This is a genomic window from Tritonibacter mobilis, assembly GCF_001681715.1.
Classification (GTDB): domain Bacteria; phylum Pseudomonadota; class Alphaproteobacteria; order Rhodobacterales; family Rhodobacteraceae; genus Epibacterium; species Epibacterium mobile.
Genome location: NZ_LNWY01000017.1, coordinates 20,677 through 38,061 on the forward strand (window position 1 = coordinate 20,677; position 17,385 = coordinate 38,061).

The following is a 17,385-nucleotide window of genomic DNA, read 5'->3' on the forward strand; positions in this document are numbered from 1 at the left end:
TTCACGGCAGGCAGATTGGCGGTCACACATCGCAGGGATGAACGATCGTTTCTTGCGAGAGCATCCTGTGTCGCGGATTATGGCTTTTGCCAATCCATGGTGCAGCGCAGCTAACCTGCTTGAAGAGAACTAGGGCGCCAGGCGTTTCGGTCTTTGCGGCTGGAGAACTGAATGTATCCGTCGTCAAAACCCGCCTCATGTTCTAGCTTGCCGCGATCCTTTACAAGTAATAGAGCATTCCTAAAAGAGATCACGTCTTCGCGTTCAAATGACCGCAAGGTCTTGTTCATGTGAACAACGGATATTCCCAAAACGTCGGCAAATTCTTCCTGAGACATCGGGATGATGAATTGCTCAGGATCAGTGATTCCAATGATTTCGAGCCGCGCCATAAGTTCGCAAAGGACATGGGCTGTGCGTTGACGAGCGGTGCGGCGGCCTAATGACACGATACGCTCAGCCAAAAGGCTCTCCTCATGGGCGTTCACCCAGAACAGTGCGGCTGCAAACATTGGATCCCGAGCTAGGGCGCTCCCTAAGCGATCGGCTGGTAGGCGAAAGGCGGCTACATCCGTCTTGCATCGCAACTCAAAATCCGATGTTGAAAACAAGAGCGCGTTCATCGCCACAAAGTCGCCCGGTAAAGCGACGTTTACAATTTGACGAGCACCGGTTTCCAAGTGACGGGATCGAGTAACCCACCCGCGCTCCAACAGGAAAACGTCACCATAAACACCGTCTTGCGGCACGATAACTGTGCCTGCTTCTAACTCCTCCAAATCAGTGCAGATCTCGGAGAACGAAGCACTCACTTCATCAGTGATATCGAAAAATCCAGAGACCTTTCTGATAAGTACTTCTGTCACTTGGATCAGCCTATCATCGACGGTAAAAGCCATGACAGTACTCCGTTCGCGGGAAAACAACGCCTGGGCCTGCCTCGAGCGATTGGAGCATTTTTGTGATCAAAGGTCTAGCCTTACTGAGTTTCCCTCGACGCGGATTCGGTTCAAAATGGTTGCCGCTACATCGTTTTCTGAAGCCGTGTGATCTTCGTGGTTGTGTCTGTGAGCGGAAATTGCCGCATCAAAAGCATCATCGATCTCGTCTGTTTGAAGAAGCCCTTTTGCCTGTAACGTCAGAATAATCGCTTCGAGTAGTGACATCGCAGCGATTCCGTAAACGTTGGACTGTTCAACTTCGTCGTTCTGATCTTCCTGCTTGGACATTGCGATTGGCTCCTTCCTTCACATTCTGCGGACAAGATTTAGTGGGCCCCTAGGCTGTAATTTCGGCTTAAACAGTGCGCTTCAAACGTACGGTATCCACGCGGTGCCACTTTTCGAAACTTGCCTTTATCCTTCGGTCACTTAAGCCATGTCCGGCGAAACGCCCGCCGTCGGTCATTGTTCCGGCAGTCTGAGTTTGCCAGCGTTGGGATCCATTGCATCGACTATGTTCTAGTTTAGAGACACGAGCGCTCCGCACGCGTGATTGTTCCTACAGACAACGCACCAATGGACAACCGGTTCCTACCCGGATGTCAGGTTTCCGGGGGGCATTATGCTGGATGGGACTCTCAAAGAAATACCGTCATCGACCGTTCGCAATGGGGAGGTTGTAGAGCTATCTGAATCCGAGCGTTTCGATTTAGGTCTGCTTGCATATCGTAAGAACCTGAAAGCCTTCGCGTGCAGCCTCGCTCGCGATGTCGAGATCGCCGATGACTTGGTTCAGGAAACGATCTTAAAGGCCATCGTGAACAGGGATAAGTTCGATTTCGATACCAACCTGCGTGCATGGCTTTTTACCATTCTCCGGCACTTATTCGTCTCGGCCGTACGCAAACAGGCGCGAAGTGCTGAATTGACATACAGCATCTCCAATTGTTCTGACCGCGCTGTTGGCGGTGCTCAAGAAGATAGGCTGTTTCTGAAGGAAGTTGTTCAAGCACTCAGAGCGTTGCCATCGTCCCAGCGCAATGCGATTTTGCGTGTTGGCGTTCTTGGTACTTCTGTTAGTGAAGTGGCGTTGGAGGAAAAATGTAGGCCCGGAACCGTGAAAAGTCGAGCCAATAGGGGCCGCGAAACGCTTGCAAAGCAGTTATGGTAGCGTGGTGGGCAAGCCTGAAAGCACTCGCTTATAGCCGCGAGATCACTCGGCTGTTGGCAAGTTAGGCAAAAGTTCCATTGGAGGAGGTGTTTATATTCAACCTCTTGCGTGTATCAATCTGATTGATCGAACATTAAACGATTTATCGCTACCAAAGGTGCGATACTAAGCAAGGTCAGCTTCTCTACCGACCGCAGGTGAGCACATGTCAAAGCGACAGAGCGAAGAAAACACGTCCGAAACGAACTCTCAGAATAATATGTCCCGAATGCTAGCCGAATGTGCTTCAGCAAATGAGCAAGCAGCTGAGTTCAACGCGCTTGCCAGTAATTTTGCGCGCTTTGCCTCAGATGAATATCGGGTACGTAGCACCCGTCTAAGCGAGAAGATGGCGATCAAATGTGAATGACCTAATCTTCAGAGCTTCTTCTATGAAGCTAACTGGCTTTCCTTCACACGTTCTTTCGGCACACTTATTGTAAATGTGCTACCAGCACCCTTCGATGAGAGCAAAGTTACTTGGCCACCCCAATTTTCAACTGTTTTCTTAATGAAAGCCAAACCTAGACCGCTCCCTGCATTATCTGTCGAGAGTCGTTGAAATGGTTCGAATATAGATTCTTGGAATTCCTCAGGAATGCCGGCCCCGTCATCGCGAACGTGGATGTACACAGATCCGCTGTCATCCGTAGCTGTGACTTCCACAATTCCTTCTGCAGCGTCATGATGCTTGATCGCATTCCCGATCAGATTTCGCATCACCGCTTCAAATGCGATAGGGTCGACGTCTATAGCGGGCATCGTAGTCGGCTTGGTGATCAAAAATGTTTCTGGCGGACGGAGTACATCAAGCACCCTGTCTAACCTTTCACCGGAGTCGATCACTTGCCGTCGCCCAGCTTGTGTTCCAACCGAAGCATACAGGAGCAGATCATCCACTAGATCTTTCATCAATTCTGCCTCATCGCGTATCAGGTTGAGATATTCATCGACCTCATCAGGCACGGTAAAATCAGCTTCAGATAGGTCTTGTTGAACGAACTCGACAAGAGGGCAGATTCTTGACAGAGGGCTTCTAAGGTCATGTGCTGCGATTGAAGTAAAGGTTTCTAATTGATCGTTAGACTGCTGAAGTTCTTCTGCTTGATGCTGTATGGTATTCTGTAGTGCTGCCTGCGCAGTTACATCAACACGGATCGATGCATAATACTCGTCTCCTAATGAGAAGTCTCGAGCTTCATATACCAGTCCTTTTCCTGTTTTGACCATTCGCCAGTTGTCTTCTCCTTGTATGACTGAAGCCACCAAGTCCCTTACATACTCGCTGGTCGATCTACCTTCAGTAGCTGCTGTAACCAGTGCGGTTTCGTAAGAACGCAAAATCAAGTCGCCCATCGTTGCTCCGGCATCAACCTCTTGGACAAGACTTGGGAAAGCCTTGGCAAATCCGGCGTTTCGATGAATTGCGCGCATATCTTTGTCATAGATGACTATCGCGCCATTTATTTCATCTAAGGCACGGATGAGAAGGTCATTCGCTTTGTTTGCCTTCAAGATGCGAGATGCTTCACGCCGGTATTGATAAATCCTCCAGGACATGAAGCTAATGACTGTACCACAAATCGTCGTAGCAATCAGTACAAGCCAAAATCCTGTTCTTTCATACAAATACGCTTCTCGACCAAACCACTTCTCATGAAGTGATGCGACTTTAGCAGGGGGCAGGGCCTCGAGCAGCGCGTCGTCGAGCACAGCGACCAGACCGGGGCGTGTGTTCGATACAAGAAGGCCGTAGGGCATCGATACCAAACTAGGGGACAGTGAAACAGTGAGGTCCGAGGCCTTTGCACGGCGAAGTCTAGCAGTGAAGGCCGCTTTTGCTGACACTACTGCATCGATCTCACCTACTAATAGAGGAACGATCAACTCGTCGGTCTCTTGAAACTCGATAATTTCTGCGAACGGGATCATCTTGGCTGCCGTGATACCCGCACTTCCTTTGACCACCCCTACTCTCCTGCCAGCTAAGTCAAAATTGTCAGAAGCGTCGCTACTGCTGAGTACAAAAGCCGCTAACTCAAAATTTCCGATTTCACGCGTCGCAAGTGCGCGCTTCAGTCGTTCTGGTGTTGTCGCTAAAAAAGTTGTTAGGTCTGCTTCGCCTGCCTCAAGCAGTTCTAGGGTTCGAGCCGGGTTAACCGAGTAAACAAACTCTGCTTCGTAGCCTGCGGCCTTCAAAACATGCCGCACCACGTCGATAGAGAACCCCTCAGCAACACCTGCTTCATTCGTGAAACTGTAAGGGTGAAAGTCCCCGTAAGTGACTTTGAGACTTTCAGCTCTAGACACATTAGCAGAAACCAACGACATGGAAGTGATAATCATCCATCTGGAAAGTAAGCTGCGAATAAAACAAAGTTGCGGCATTTTGCACCTAATAGTTCACTGCCTTCAACGAGGTATAGCTGGAACGTAAACCAGTGGTTAACAGTGTTCCAGCAACGCGTTGCTTTTACAGCGTTTTAATGAGGTGATGAAGAGTTGGACAGAGGGTTTTTCGAGCGGGCATGGAGGGCACGTGACGTAAATTGAGCTTATCGGCGCCTGCATATTCTGCTGAGCCGCGACGCATCGACGACATGAACGTGAAAAACGTTCTTGGTCAGATCAAGGCCAACGGTCGTTGGGGTCATGGAACTCCTTTTTCAATGTGGGACCCGTATAAGGTCCCTTCTAAGGAGCGGGGCTGTCTTTCCCATCAATGGCCGACTACGTGACGAGCACCTGTTTGCTAATTTGCGCCATACCTGAGACCAGATCGCGGCCTGGCGCGAGGATTGCAATCACCACCGCCTGCATTCTAGCCTCGACGGGCTCATCCTGCGGGAGGATCACCAACGGTCAGTAGAGGACCAAACCCTGAACTGAGCGAACTAATATCCGCGGACGCTGCGTGGAGCACGTCAGCATGTTGCAGGATCTACCGAGGTCCGCTTTCGAGTGCTCGCTCGGTAGCCCAAGAAAAGCGTGCGCTCCGATTTGGGCGATAGCTCTCATGTATAACCAAACCCATGGTGCCTCTGAGCGGTCGGTGTGCAAAAATTAACCGACTCAAACGACTTACGCAGGAGGCTTAGTCAGATTGCCGACGCCGTTCATAGTATTCCCCAGAAGGCTGATATTTGTCGTCATCGGTGTGCCCTCCTTTCGGTTCCAATGGAACCATCATGGCATATCAGATGCCGTTGGTGGGGGCATCCACCGCATCAGTTCAATATGTCTTCAGGGATTTTTTGCATCGGTCATGGCAACGTCTGCGGTAAGGGGAACACGATGCTGCATCGCAAACATGACCCGCCCGCACGCCCTGCCTTGAACTCCCTAACGGACACTAAACTGCCTAGCGACAACGCACTGGGCCCATCACCGATCTGAGCGGTTGCCGTCGCTGTCCGAAGTGACCCCAGCAGCCGAGGGTGTGTGAATACTCCGAATCCAGTTTGCTGTTCGGCGAAGACCGGAGGCAGGCATGCCGGGTTATATCGAGGATACGGACCGAAGTCAGGCGACACTTTCTCCAGCCCGGCTGGAAGACAGGATAGACGCGGATAATCCGGTCAGCGTGATTGACCTCTTCGTGGACGAGGTTGAGCTTGGGGAGATCGGTTTCCTGCGGACAGCGCCGGCGTAGACAGGAGGGCCCTGCTATCACCCATCGGTCCTGCTGAAGCTTTTCATCTATGGCTATCTGAACCGTGTCCCTTCGAGCCGTGCCCTGGAGCAGGAGGCTGGGCGCAATGTCGAGGTGATGTGGCTGGCAGGTCGGCTTGTCCCGGAGCACAAGGCGATCGCCGATTTTCGGCGCGAGTTCGAAGGATCAATTCCTTGAGAATGGCCCGGCGATCCGGCGGACCTGTGCTGCCATCAATTGCTCCAAGTTCAAGGCGGTAAATAATCGCGACAAGAACTTCACCAAACCAGCGTACTTTTCATGCTAGATGCAACAGTCTACGACCTTTGATACAAAAGAGTACAATCAGACCAAGTTTGTCGACGTAGGATGCGTTAACTAGCGTTATGCAAAACACCACACCACATATCTTGGTCGTTGACGACCATAGAGAAATTCGAACTGCAGTTACCCGATATCTTGAAAAAAATGGTCTGCGGACTTCGATGGCAAAAGATGTAAGAGAGATGGATACCGTGTTGGTAACCAATAACATTGATCTTGTCGTATTGGATGTGATGATGCCTGGCGAAGACGGTCTGTCCGCGTGTAAACGGCTGTCTCAGGTTGGCGATGTTCCGGTTCTGTTGCTGACTGCTCTCGGTGAGGACATTGACCGGATTGTCGGTCTGGAAACCGGAGCGGATGACTATTTAGCTAAGCCGTTCAATCCCCGCGAGTTGTTGGCACGAATTAGAGCTATTCTGCGACGAACTTCCGGTACCGCGTCTCCGGCAGGCAAGCTTGCGGGAAAACGCATCCGGTTTGCGCAATGGACCCTGGACACGGACCGGCGTGTTATCGTGGACAGCGATGGTCGAGAAACCAGTCTGACCAGTGCTGATTTCAAGCTTCTTGTCGTGATGCTAGAGCGGGCTAGACTGGTGTTGAGTCGCGAGCAACTTATGGAATTGACATCTGGCAGGGTAGGGGCGCCACTTGACCGGACAATCGACAACCAGATCAGCCGCCTAAGGCGCAAAATCGAGAAAGACCTGCTACGCCCGAGCCTCATCACGACATTTCGAAATGGGGGTTATTGTTTATCAGCAGATGTAGAAGTTTTAGAAAAGTGAGGTTCGCACCGCAAAGCCTTCGGGCCCAAATTGTTAGCTTGGTCCTTGTGTCACTTGTGATTGCGCAAGTTGTTACACTAGTCTTGTTGGAGGACCAGAGAGATCTTGCTGTGCGGGCTGCAATTGGCGACGAGGCAACGGGTAGGGCAGTTAATGTTGTACGATTGATTGAAAAAGCACCAGAAAGCCTACGTGGTCAGATTGTAAGCGCGGCCAATTCACCTTTGGTGCAATTCGAGATTGGCACCGTTCCTGTAGTCGACCATGCTTCTCATGATGCGAGAGGGGTCACGGAAGCAAGGGTCCGTGCTCTGCTCGGCGATGATTTCAGTCGTGACATTCGGGCTGAGTTACACGAGATAGACAGTTCAGCGCTGCCGTTCACCTATCTTGAGCCAAATATGGCGGAACTGCATAGAGAGATGATGCGGGGTCAATTGCTTGCAGTCGAGATGCAGCTTTCGATTGCTCTATCAGGCGGTGATTGGCTTAACGTTTCTACTAGGTTTGAGCGCCCGCCTTTTCAATGGCCACAATTTGCTACTCTATCTTTCGGATTGAGCGCGGGTTTCATACTTCTAGTTTTGTTTTGGTACCTCCTTGCGCGGGTCACTGGACCCTTGCGTCTGTTGGCGGATGCCGCCGAGAAGCTTGGACCGGAACAATGCGGACCGGTGCTTCCCTCAGCAGGGCCGCGCGAAGTAAAGGAACTAATCCAGACCTTTAATCGAATGCAAGACCGGATAGTTAGGCTCGTAGCAGAGCGCACGCGTATGCTTGCAGCAATGGGGCATGATCTGCGTTCACCGCTGACAGCAATGCGTGTTCGTACTGAGATGGTCGAAGATGATGAAACCCGCGATAGTCTCATAGCGTCAATTGTGGAAATGCAGCATATGGTCGAGGAAACTTTGTCCTTTGCTCGAGGATTGGCGGACGCCGAACCGCGGCAAAACGTTAATATAGGGTCGTTTCTCGAAACTCTACGTGAGAGTATGCTGGAAAGTTTTACCTTGATCCAAGGGGATGGTGTGCGGGTGCGAGTTCGGCCCAATGCAATACGGCGCGCCCTGCGAAATGTTATTGAGAATGCTCAAAGGTACAGCGGAGGCGCAGAGGTAAGCTACGCATCAGTTGCTGATACTGTCGTTATACGTGTCTGCGACCGAGGCCCAGGCATTCCCGAGCCGGAACTGGAGCGGGTGTTCGATCCATTTATGCGTTTGGAGGCCTCTCGTTCGCGAGATACTGGCGGGCACGGGCTGGGTTTATCAATCGCGCGCAGTATTTTGCGTGGGCATGGCGGCGACATTGTGTTGACCAATCGCTCCAGTGGGGGGCTCTGTGCTAGCCTAATACTGCCTATAGAAACATGAAGTCGAGTTCAGGATTTCGGGCTTTGTGCGGTGTTTTCGTGGGCCGTAGCATCAGACGTGTGACAGGATTTCCCACTCAATCTATGCAACACGAAATGTAGGCCAAGGCAAACGGCAAGCGGCACAATGATCCAAAGATTACCTGATATTGTTGTTAGGCTATTATCAAAGATTATTGCGATGGCGATAGGCGCAATGATTACTAGGGAGCAAATTAGCATCCCCCATTTGGCTAGCCAGGGAGCACTATCGTTCCGAGATGTGGGCTTATGCTTCATTTTGATGAACCCTTCGTTTCGATTTCACCAAACCCAACTCGCACTTTCCTGCGTGGGAAGGTCAAGGATACATATCGATACAAAACAAATCTTGCCGCTGAATTGATCTTCCCGCACTGAAAGAAAGCCCGCCTTACAAGGTGGAACGCAATCCAATGGCTTTCATCGGACAGTTGAAGACAATGAGAAAGTTTACTGGGGTAGCTTTAACAGTAGTTTTAGTTGGAATTTGCCTTTTCGTGTGGAGCCGCCTCGAAATTGGACAACAACCGCTACCGTCAGGATCGCCGGGTGTAACTGAGTTGGAAGAGCCATCGGTCATTACCGATGTTACCTTGCCAGATCAGCTGTCTGAGAACGCCCAAATTGGAAAGCGGGCTTTCGAGGTGAAGTGTGCCGTGTGCCATGGCCAGAGTGCTGCTGGTAAAAATGGTGTCGCCCCCCCTTTGGTACATTCAATATATCGGCCCGGCCACCACGCCGATGCAGCTTTCCTGATCGCTGCTAGAAACGGCGTGCGAGCGCATCACTGGAAGTTCGGAAGTATGCCGCCGGTTGAGGACATCACCGAGGGAGAGGTGCGTTTGGTCACCCAGTATATCCGCGAACTACAACGGGCGAACGGGATCGAATGATGTCGGCCTCAGTGGGTCGAACACCGCAAGACAGTAAGGCAAAACTATGTTGAGCAGACGTTCCTTTCTATGGGCATCGGGTGGGGTGACCGCTATGACCGCGCTTCCCGCAGCCGCGAAACGTGCCCTGGCCACTACGCCCGAGCTGGTAGCGAGCGCGCACCCGGTGCAGCTGCTGCCGTCGGGCTACCCGGAAACCTCAATCTGGGGTTATGGCGCTCAGACATCGGGCCCGGAGATTCGGGTGAAGCAGGGCGCGCGGATCTCGCGCCGTTTCGTCAACCAACTGCCGCAGGCCAGCTCAGTTCACTGGCACGGGCTGCGTGCGGAAAACGCGATGGACGGGGTTTCGGGGCTGACGCAGGAGGCAGTGTCGCCAGGGAATAGCTTTGACTATGATCTGGCAGCTGAGGATGCCGGTACTTTCTGGTATCACTCGCACAATCGCTCGGCCGAGCAGGTGGCGCGCGGGCTTTATGGAGCGCTGATCGTCGACGAGCCTACGCCGCCTGATGTGGATCGTGATGTGACGCTGATGTTGGACGACTGGCGGGTCGACCCCAAGACCGGCCAGATCACTCAGGATTTCGGCGCTTCACATGATCTGTCGCACGGCGGGCGCCTAGGCAATTTCATCTCAACCAACGGCGAGGCCACCTATCGACTGCCGGTCAGGCGGCACGAGCGGCTGCGGCTGCGAATCGTGAATGCGGCGAATGCTAGGCTGTTCACGCTTGGGCTTCAGGGGCTTGACGGTTGGCTGATGGCCTACGATGGAATGCCGGTAACAAGCCCCGAGCCGGTGCCAGAGACCTTCACGCTGGGTCCCGGTCAGCGGGTTGATCTGTTCGTGGATGTCATCGCCGAAGATGGCGTCGAGGCGTTGCTGGGGCGCATTGACCAGAGCAAAGGTTATGTACAGGCGATTTTTCCGGTGTCGGGCAGCAGCAGCGCCAATCGCCGCCTCGTGCCCGCGCCGCTGCCTCTCAACAGAGCGCCGGATATGACCGATCTCGCCGAGGCTGCAACTCTGAGGCTGGAGATGAGCGGCGGTGCCATGGGCAGCATGCGCGAGGCCATCTGGAACGGTTACAGCCGAAAAGCGGGGGAGCTAATGGAGAACGGGCAGTTCTGGGCTTTTAACGGGCTTGTCGGAATGACCGAGACTCCGCTGGCACGCCTGTCGCTTGGTCAGGTCGCACGAATGACCGTGGTCAACGACACTGTCTTTCCACATGCGATGCACCTGCACGGGATGCACTTCCGGGTGCTCGCCCAAGACGGAACCCCCGGGCCGCTGCGGGACACGCTGCTGACTCTGCGCGGGGAAAGCTACGAGATCGTCTTTGCCGCTGACAACCCGGGCCGTTGGGCCTTTCATTGCCACATGCTTAGCCACGCGGCTTCGGGCATGATGACTTGGATCGAGGTGACGGCATGAAACCCATCTATCTTGCCAGCCTTGCCGTTGCGATCACCGGCTTGGCCGCTGTGGTTTATGTTGTAGGCATACCATCGCGGTCCGTATCCGCAGTCGCATCTATTTTTGCAAGCAACGCGAGCGAAGCCATGCTTGCGCAGGGGCAGATTCTTTATCAGGAAAACTGCGCCTCCTGTCATGGTAAGTCGCTGGAGGGACAGCCAAACTGGCGTGAACCGGATGCGGACGGCCGTCTGCCGGCGCCCCCGCATGACGAGAGCGGACATACCTGGCACCACCCCGACAGCATGCTGTTTGATTACACCAAGTTTGGCGGACAGGTGACGCTGGCCACAATGGGGGTGGAGATGGAAAGCGGCATGCCCGCCTTTGGCGAGCGCCTGAGTGACGATCAGATCCGTTCGGTCCTAGACTATATCAAATCGACTTGGCCCGCGCGCGTACACGCCGCCCAAGCCGAGCAGACCCGCGCCGACGAAGAGGCACGAAACAAATGACCCGAGCCAAGCATATCATCCTTTGGGCCAGTCTCTCGACGATGCCTTTAATCGCTCAGGCCAGCGAGCGCAGCGACGACGAGATCAAAGCGCAGGTATATCAGGCGATCCTGGAGCGCCCCGAGATCCTCCTGCAAGCAGTCGAACAGTTGCAACAGGCTGAAGAGGAGGCACAGGCGGCCTCGGCCCATGCAGCGCTGACCGGAGACCGGGACAGCCTGTTCAACGATCCTAACGCGCCGGTTTTGGGCAACCCCGAAGGCGATGTGACGGTGGTGGAGTTCTTTGACTACAACTGCCCCTATTGCCGCCGCGCTATGGCCGAGGTTCAGGGTCTGGTCGACGCAGATCCGAATGTGCGGCTGATCTATCGTGAGTGGCCAATCCTCGGAGATGGGTCTGATTTTGCCGCCCGCGCGGCGCTTGCTGCTCGTCAGCAAGGCAAATACGAGGCGTTTCACTGGGCGTTGATGGGAATGTCGGGCAAGGCGAACGAGACTAGCGTGCTCCGGATCGCCCGCGAGGTTGGTCTGGATACCGAGCAATTGCAGCGCGATATGGAGGCCCCCGAAGTCGCCGCGCATATCGCGCAATCCATGATGCTCGCGCAGAAGCTAGGGTTCAACGGCACCCCCTCTTTTGTGGTCGAAGATCGTCTGGTGCCCGGTTTCGTCGAACAATCAAAGTTGCAGGAAGAGGTCGATCGCGCGCGCGGCACTTCGACTGACTAACTCGTCTGCGAGATATATTTCGAACAAAACTCCTTCTAGCCGCGCCCTCGCTCGTAGCTTTCTTTCGAGGTGAGATATCTGAAAATTGTAACAGCCTGTCGCAGCATCTAGGCCTAGTTACACACCGATACAAATGTCTCTCGGGTTGTGCTGCTACTGCCCGAGGTCACTGCTTATATCTGGCGAAGCAGCACTCCGCTGTCTTCCGTTCAACCTTCAGTTACAGGTGCAAAGTTGCTGAGCAGACAAGTGCAGAGGTCGTTGTCCAAGCGTCCGATAACGGTCGCGCTACTCGCCGTTCTGGCGGGGGCACTGACGGTTGGATTGATCGTTGGATGGGGCGGGCTGAATCAACAGAATGTTGCAACCATACTGGAACGGGCCGGTCCTTTGGGACCCATCGCCATTGTCGTACTGATGATGCTGGCCGTGGTTATCAGTCCTTTGCCTTCGGCCCCAATCGCGATCGCCGCTGGTGCTGCTTACGGCCATGTTCTGGGCACCGGGCTAGTGCTGGTCGGGGCACTGGTAGGTGCCATGATCGCCTTCGCCTTAGCACGGTTGCTAGGGCGGGCATTCGTGGCTCGATGGATCGGGCCTATGCCCGATGCGGGCCTGTTCGGATCGCAGAATTTTTTGACCTGGACCGTCTTCGTCAGCCGCCTGGTGCCCTTCGTGTCATTTGACCTAATCAGCTACGCGGCGGGGATGTCGATTCTGCGCCCTTGGCGGTTCGTGCTGGCAACCTTAGCCGGGATAGTGCCTGCCAGTTTCGGGTTGGCTCATCTGGGTAGCGCGTTGAGCCAACCCGCTTCGGACGGCGTGTTCTTGCCTGTTCTGGCGCTCGGCCTTCTGACCGGCGTGCCTGTGATCTGGGCCACATGGCGATCTTGGCGTGTCACTGGGTTATCGGATGCAGATTGCTCGCCCACTCAATCAACCAAATTGTCAAGGAATCTCTGATGATGCTCATTTTCTATACCCTATTGTTGTTCCCGTTCGTCGGGCTGGCTCTGCACCGCGTGGTGCAACGCCAGTTGATCCGTATTGAAAAACCGACCTGGAAAGGAGTTTCTTCGTGATCCGTTTCCTCATACTACCGGTGTTTGGTTTGACTAGCGTATTGACATCATGGGCTGCGCAGGCCGGGGTCGTCTATATTCCTGAAGGCAGTGCCGGTTCTGTCCTTATGGTCGAAAGCGAGACCGGCCAGCCGATCGGACGGATCGCAGGTGTCGAGGCGGTGCATGGGCTCGCCGGCGCGCCCGGCATCCCATATCTGGTGGCGGGTAGCTTCACAGAGATCGACCATGAAAGCGCCGCGCAGACCGCCAAACCCGAGGGTGTCAGCCAGGCCGATCACAACGCCCATCACGCCAAACCCGCCAAGGCCGCGATGCCGACCAACAAAGGGCTAAGCCTCTTGTCAGTACTCGACGCTGGGACTGGGGAGGTCTTGCGGCGGATAGAGGTGCCGGGTGCGGTGCATCATACAGCAGTATCCCCCGATGGTCGCTGGGCCATGGCAACCCATCCAAGCGGTGATGGCGTATCGCTGATCGACTTGTCCACGCTGGAATATGCCGGTTTCATCACAACCGGCCCGACACCAAATTATGTGTCGTTCAGCCCCGACAGCAGTCGCGCTTATGTCAGCAATACTGGGAACGGTACGCTCAGCGAACTAGACCTCGACCGGCGTATCCTGTCGCGCAACCTGCTTGCGGGAGAAGGACCCGAACATTTCGTCTTGTCCCGCGACGGCGCCACCGTCTTTGTCGTCGATGCCGAGGCGGGTGCAGTGCTGCGGCTGGACATTGCCTCGGGCGCTGAAACCGCGACCTATGGGTTCGGGGCCGAATTGCACGGGCTTGACCTGTCCGATGGTGAGGAGACTCTGTTCGTCGCGGTCAAGGGCGCCGATAAGGTGGCGGCCGTCGACCTGACCTCGGGTGCTGTCCGTCTGCAAGAGCTTGCTCCAGCGCCCTATCACCTGACCGCGGCCGATGGCAGTGAAATATTGCTCGTCAGCAGCCGTGAGGAAGCCAAGATCTGGGCGATTGATCAAGCCTCGCTTCAGGTAACATCCGAGATCGCGGTCGAAGGTGAAGGCCACCAAATAGTAGTCCTGCCCTAATACCGGCAACCCGCTCTGCCAATCACATAGTCAACAAACGGACGCAGTATGGAACATTCCACCCACACCCATCAGACACCTGAAGGGACAGAGATCTTTACGTGCCCGATGCATCCTGAGGTGCGGCAATTCGTGTCGGGCAACTGCCCGAAATGTGGCATGCCCCTCGTTTCGGAACACGAGGCGGCAACCGCGTCGCATGCCCAGTGCCACGGTCGCGGCGGCACGGACGAACCAGGGGGCAACTACGACAGCGTACCCACTGACTGGACCGGCAGTATCTATACCTGCCCGATGCACCCGCAGGTTCGCCAGACCGACCCGGGTTCCTGCCCGCTTTGCGGCATGGGGCTGGAACTGGACGGCGCGGCTCTGGCCGATGACGGCCCCAATCCGGAACTGGTGGATTTCACCCGCCGGTTCCGGGTGGGTGCGGTGCTGACGCTGCCATTGCTGGTGTTCACCATGGGACCTTATCTGGGCTTTCCGCAAGTGCGCGAGTGGTTCGGTGAGCGCATGACGCTGTGGATCGAACTGGCATTGGGCACACCGGTCGTCTGGTGGTGCGGCTGGCCGTTTATGATGCGGGGCTGGACGTCGTTCCGCACCCGGCATCTGAACATGTTCTCACTGATCTCAATGGGGGTGCTGGCCGCCTGGCTGTTCAGTGTCATTGCGGTGCTGGCGCCACAGATCTTTCCCGACGGGTTCCGCGATGTCGAGGGCAATGTTGGCGTCTATTTCGAGGCGGCGGCGGTGATCGTCACCCTCGTTCTGCTGGGTCAGGTGATGGAACTGCGCGCCCGCGAGGGCACTGGCAAGGCGATCCGGGCGCTTCTCGACATGGCCGCCAAGACCGCACGGGTGATCCGCGACGACGGAAGCGAAGAGGAGATCGCCCTGGAGGCGGTACGGCCGGGCGACCGGCTGCGGGTGCGCCCCGGTGACAAGGTACCGGTGGACGGGGTGGTGACCGAGGGCCGCTCTTCAGTCGATGAAAGCATGATCACCGGTGAACCTGTCCCGATTGAAAAGGTGGCGGGGGACCCGCTGACCGGCGCCACCATCAACGGCACCGGCAGTCTGGTGATGCAGGCGACGCGGGTCGGCGCCGACACTATGCTGTCTCAGATCGTCGAAATGGTGTCGAATGCCCAACGCTCGCGCGCACCGATCCAGAAATACGCCGATCAGGTGGCCGGGATGTTCGTGCCTGTGGTGATTGTGATTGCCATCTTGTCGTTCATCGCCTGGGCGATATGGGGGCCAGCACCTGCCCTTTCTTATGCTCTCATTTCGGCTGTGGCAGTCCTCATCATCGCCTGTCCCTGCGCTCTGGGTCTGGCCACGCCGATGTCGATCATGACCGCCACTGGGCGCGGCGCGCAGGCGGGCGTGCTGATCAAGAACGCCGAGGCGCTGGAGCGGTTCGAAAAGGTCGACACGCTGATCGTGGACAAGACCGGCACGCTGACTGAAGGCAAGCCCCGTCTGGTCACGGTCCTCCCCGAACCGGGCCGTGACGAGGCCGAGGTATTGCGTCTGGCCGCCTCGCTGGAACGCGGATCAGAACACCCGCTGGCCGAAGCGATCGTGCGCGGCGCTGAAGAGCGCGGTGTGGACATGGCCAAAGCCAGCGATTTCGAGGCCGTGACCGGCAAGGGTGTGAGGGGCGTGGTCGATGGCCGCGCCGTGGCGTTAGGCAATCTCGCGCTGATCACCGATATGGGGCTTGAGGGGCGGGAGCTGGCCGACAAGGCCAATGCCCGGCGTGACGAAGGTGAAACGGTCATGTTCGTCGTTCTCGAGGACGAGATTGCCGGGTTGGTCAGCGTGGCCGACCCGGTGAAGGAAACGACGCCAGCCGCGCTCAAGGCACTGCACGACCTGGGCTTTCGCATCATAATGGCAACCGGTGATAACGAGCGCACGGCCAAGTCCATTGGCGCGCGGCTGGGGATTGACGAGATCCGCGCCGATGTGCTGCCCGAGGACAAGGCGCGCATCGTGCGCGAGCTTCAGGCCGAGGGACGCAAGGTCGCTATGGCTGGCGACGGGGTCAACGACGCCCCGGCTCTGGCGCAGGCCGATGTCGGCATTGCCATGGGCACTGGCGCGGATGTCGCAATCGAAAGCGCGGGCTTTACCCTTATCAAAGGCAATTTGGACGGGATTGTGCGGGCCCGTCGGTTGGCGCGGGCGACGATGCGCAACATCCGGCAGAACCTGTTCTTCGCGCTGATCTACAACGCTTCTGGCGTGCCGGTGGCGGCGGGCGTTCTATATCCCGTCCTTGGCATTCTGATCAGCCCGATGTTCGCCGCTTTCGCGATGAGCGCATCGTCTATCTCAGTGGTTTTGAACGCGCTGCGCCTGCGCGGCACGAAAATCTGATGCAAAGTACGCAAAGAGATACGGTTTGGATTCTGGGCGGCACGGGTGTTGTCGGCCAGAACCTACTCCGCTTATTGCGCGCGCAAGAACTTGACCGGGTTATGACGGTGTCGCGACGCCCCCTTCTAGACGGTACAGCGCATTTGGCGCGAAACCTTGCAGACTCGCGGTCAGACTTTCCCTGCACACGCGGTGATATCGTGGTCAACCTGACCGAGCAAACCTCGGCCGAGCTCGTCAGGACTGTGTTACAACGGGGCGCCTGTTTTATCGAAAATTCTGCCAGCTCCGACTACATGATGACAATTCGGGAGATGGCTCGATCAGTAAGGGGTCCCGGCTTTCTGGTCGACGGTTGCGGCGTCGCGCCGGGGCTGACTAATCTGCTGGCCTACCAAGTATTGCAGATCCACCCGAATACCCGTGCGCTTGAAATTGTTGTAGATCTCGGTCTGGGCAAACACGCGGGAAAGGCGGCGTTGACATGGTTCATACGTAGCCTGGCGCGGCCTTATACCGCGAAAGTGGAGAGGGCTTGGCAGGTTCTATCCCCGGCCGATACCGAAATCCGGGTCCAATGGCGGCAGGGTGATCAACTGAGTTTAGCCCTCGGTTTTCCGTTTGCCGAACAGCAGATCCTGGCCGAAGAGTTAGGGCCTGCTTGTGACACGGTTCAGTGCTTCCTGTCGATGAGACCTGGGTGGGTAACTCAATTGTTCAAGAGACTTCTTGGTCTGGGTGCGGGGCATGAAACGGGTACTATGACTTTATCATGTGGTGACCAGTCCGAAGCGACTGCCGCAGTGCTGGCACGAACCTTGCTTGCTGCAAGGCAGTTTAGTGGAGTTGGGCCAATTTGTCCCCTGCCTGAACTGTTGTCTCTCGAACAGGCATTTGAGGCGATTCATAAGGTTCATCACGATGCTTCTTTCCGCCACACGTCGCCGACGATCCTAGCCTGACACTGCTTCGGAAATA

At 55.7% G+C, this 17,385-nt stretch carries 14 protein-coding genes and 2 pseudogenes; 13 read left to right on the top strand and 3 right to left on the bottom strand.

The window, feature by feature from the left end; translation table 11 throughout:
- Positions 1 to 110 precede the first annotated feature (110 nt).
- Both UB90_RS16850 and UB90_RS16855 read right to left on the bottom strand, forming a co-directional pair.
- On the bottom strand, positions 111 to 899 hold the full coding sequence (locus tag UB90_RS16850) for a Crp/Fnr family transcriptional regulator (RefSeq protein ID WP_065325660.1): 789 nt from the start codon (positions 897 to 899) through the stop codon (positions 111 to 113).
- Between the two features lie 66 nt (positions 900 to 965).
- Positions 966 to 1,229 (bottom strand): hypothetical protein, encoded by a 264-nt coding sequence (locus tag UB90_RS16855; RefSeq protein ID WP_065325659.1) that lies wholly within the window; start codon positions 1,227 to 1,229, stop codon positions 966 to 968.
- Positions 1,230 to 1,563: 334 nt separating this feature from the next.
- Here UB90_RS16855 and UB90_RS16860 point away from each other — a divergent pair, with 334 nt between their 5' ends.
- On the top strand, positions 1,564 to 2,112 hold the full coding sequence (locus tag UB90_RS16860; RefSeq protein WP_065325658.1) for a sigma-70 family RNA polymerase sigma factor: 549 nt from the start codon (positions 1,564 to 1,566) through the stop codon (positions 2,110 to 2,112).
- Between the two features lie 429 nt (positions 2,113 to 2,541).
- Here the strand turns inward: UB90_RS16860 and UB90_RS16865 are convergent, their stop codons facing one another.
- Complete coding sequence (locus UB90_RS16865; protein WP_065325657.1) at positions 2,542 to 4,539, bottom strand: ATP-binding protein; 1,998 nt, start codon at positions 4,537 to 4,539, stop codon at positions 2,542 to 2,544.
- Positions 4,540 to 4,860: 321 nt separating this feature from the next.
- On the opposite strand from UB90_RS16865, the pseudogene UB90_RS23150 reads away from it, so the two are divergent.
- The 12 genes and pseudogenes from UB90_RS23150 to UB90_RS16915 form a co-directional block, all read left to right on the top strand.
- Positions 4,861 to 5,040, top strand: a pseudogene (locus UB90_RS23150) (integrase core domain-containing protein); the annotation flags it as partial.
- Between the two features lie 601 nt (positions 5,041 to 5,641).
- Positions 5,642 to 6,089 (top strand): annotated as a pseudogene (locus UB90_RS22540) (transposase); the annotation flags it as partial.
- A 100-nt stretch (positions 6,090 to 6,189) separates the two neighbouring features.
- On the top strand, positions 6,190 to 6,918 hold the full coding sequence (locus UB90_RS16870) for a response regulator (RefSeq protein WP_065325656.1): 729 nt from the start codon (positions 6,190 to 6,192) through the stop codon (positions 6,916 to 6,918).
- A 110-nt stretch (positions 6,919 to 7,028) separates the two neighbouring features.
- A complete protein-coding gene (locus UB90_RS16875; protein WP_227512077.1) occupies positions 7,029 to 8,294 on the top strand; it encodes an ATP-binding protein in 1,266 nt (421 codons plus the stop codon).
- 433 nt (positions 8,295 to 8,727) lie between these two features.
- The gene (locus UB90_RS16880; protein WP_227512078.1) at positions 8,728 to 9,207 is read left to right on the top strand and encodes a c-type cytochrome; all 480 of its coding nucleotides are present in this window, start codon (positions 8,728 to 8,730) and stop codon (positions 9,205 to 9,207) included.
- Between the two features lie 94 nt (positions 9,208 to 9,301).
- Positions 9,302 to 10,648: a multicopper oxidase family protein gene (locus tag UB90_RS16885; RefSeq protein ID WP_235859306.1), complete on the top strand. Its 1,347-nt coding sequence runs from the start codon at positions 9,302 to 9,304 to the stop codon at positions 10,646 to 10,648.
- Positions 10,645 to 11,145, top strand: a complete 501-nt coding sequence (locus tag UB90_RS16890) for a c-type cytochrome (RefSeq protein WP_065325653.1) — start codon at positions 10,645 to 10,647, stop codon at positions 11,143 to 11,145. The genes UB90_RS16885 and UB90_RS16890 overlap by 4 nt, the downstream gene beginning before the upstream one ends.
- On the top strand, positions 11,142 to 11,876 hold the full coding sequence (locus UB90_RS16895; RefSeq protein WP_065325652.1) for a DsbA family protein: 735 nt from the start codon (positions 11,142 to 11,144) through the stop codon (positions 11,874 to 11,876). Before UB90_RS16890 ends, UB90_RS16895 begins: the two co-directional genes overlap by 4 nt.
- Positions 11,877 to 12,137: 261 nt before the next feature.
- Positions 12,138 to 12,839, top strand: a complete 702-nt coding sequence (locus UB90_RS16900; RefSeq protein WP_081285611.1) for a TVP38/TMEM64 family protein — start codon at positions 12,138 to 12,140, stop codon at positions 12,837 to 12,839.
- A 115-nt stretch (positions 12,840 to 12,954) separates the two neighbouring features.
- Positions 12,955 to 14,013 (top strand): YncE family protein, encoded by a 1,059-nt coding sequence (locus tag UB90_RS16905; protein WP_065325651.1) that lies wholly within the window; start codon positions 12,955 to 12,957, stop codon positions 14,011 to 14,013.
- A gap of 48 nt (positions 14,014 to 14,061) precedes the next feature.
- Complete coding sequence (locus UB90_RS16910; protein WP_065325650.1) at positions 14,062 to 16,407, top strand: copper-transporting P-type ATPase; 2,346 nt, start codon at positions 14,062 to 14,064, stop codon at positions 16,405 to 16,407.
- On the top strand, positions 16,407 to 17,369 hold the full coding sequence (locus UB90_RS16915; RefSeq protein WP_065332042.1) for a saccharopine dehydrogenase family protein: 963 nt from the start codon (positions 16,407 to 16,409) through the stop codon (positions 17,367 to 17,369). The genes UB90_RS16910 and UB90_RS16915 overlap by 1 nt, the downstream gene beginning before the upstream one ends.
- Positions 17,370 to 17,385 lie beyond the last annotated feature (16 nt).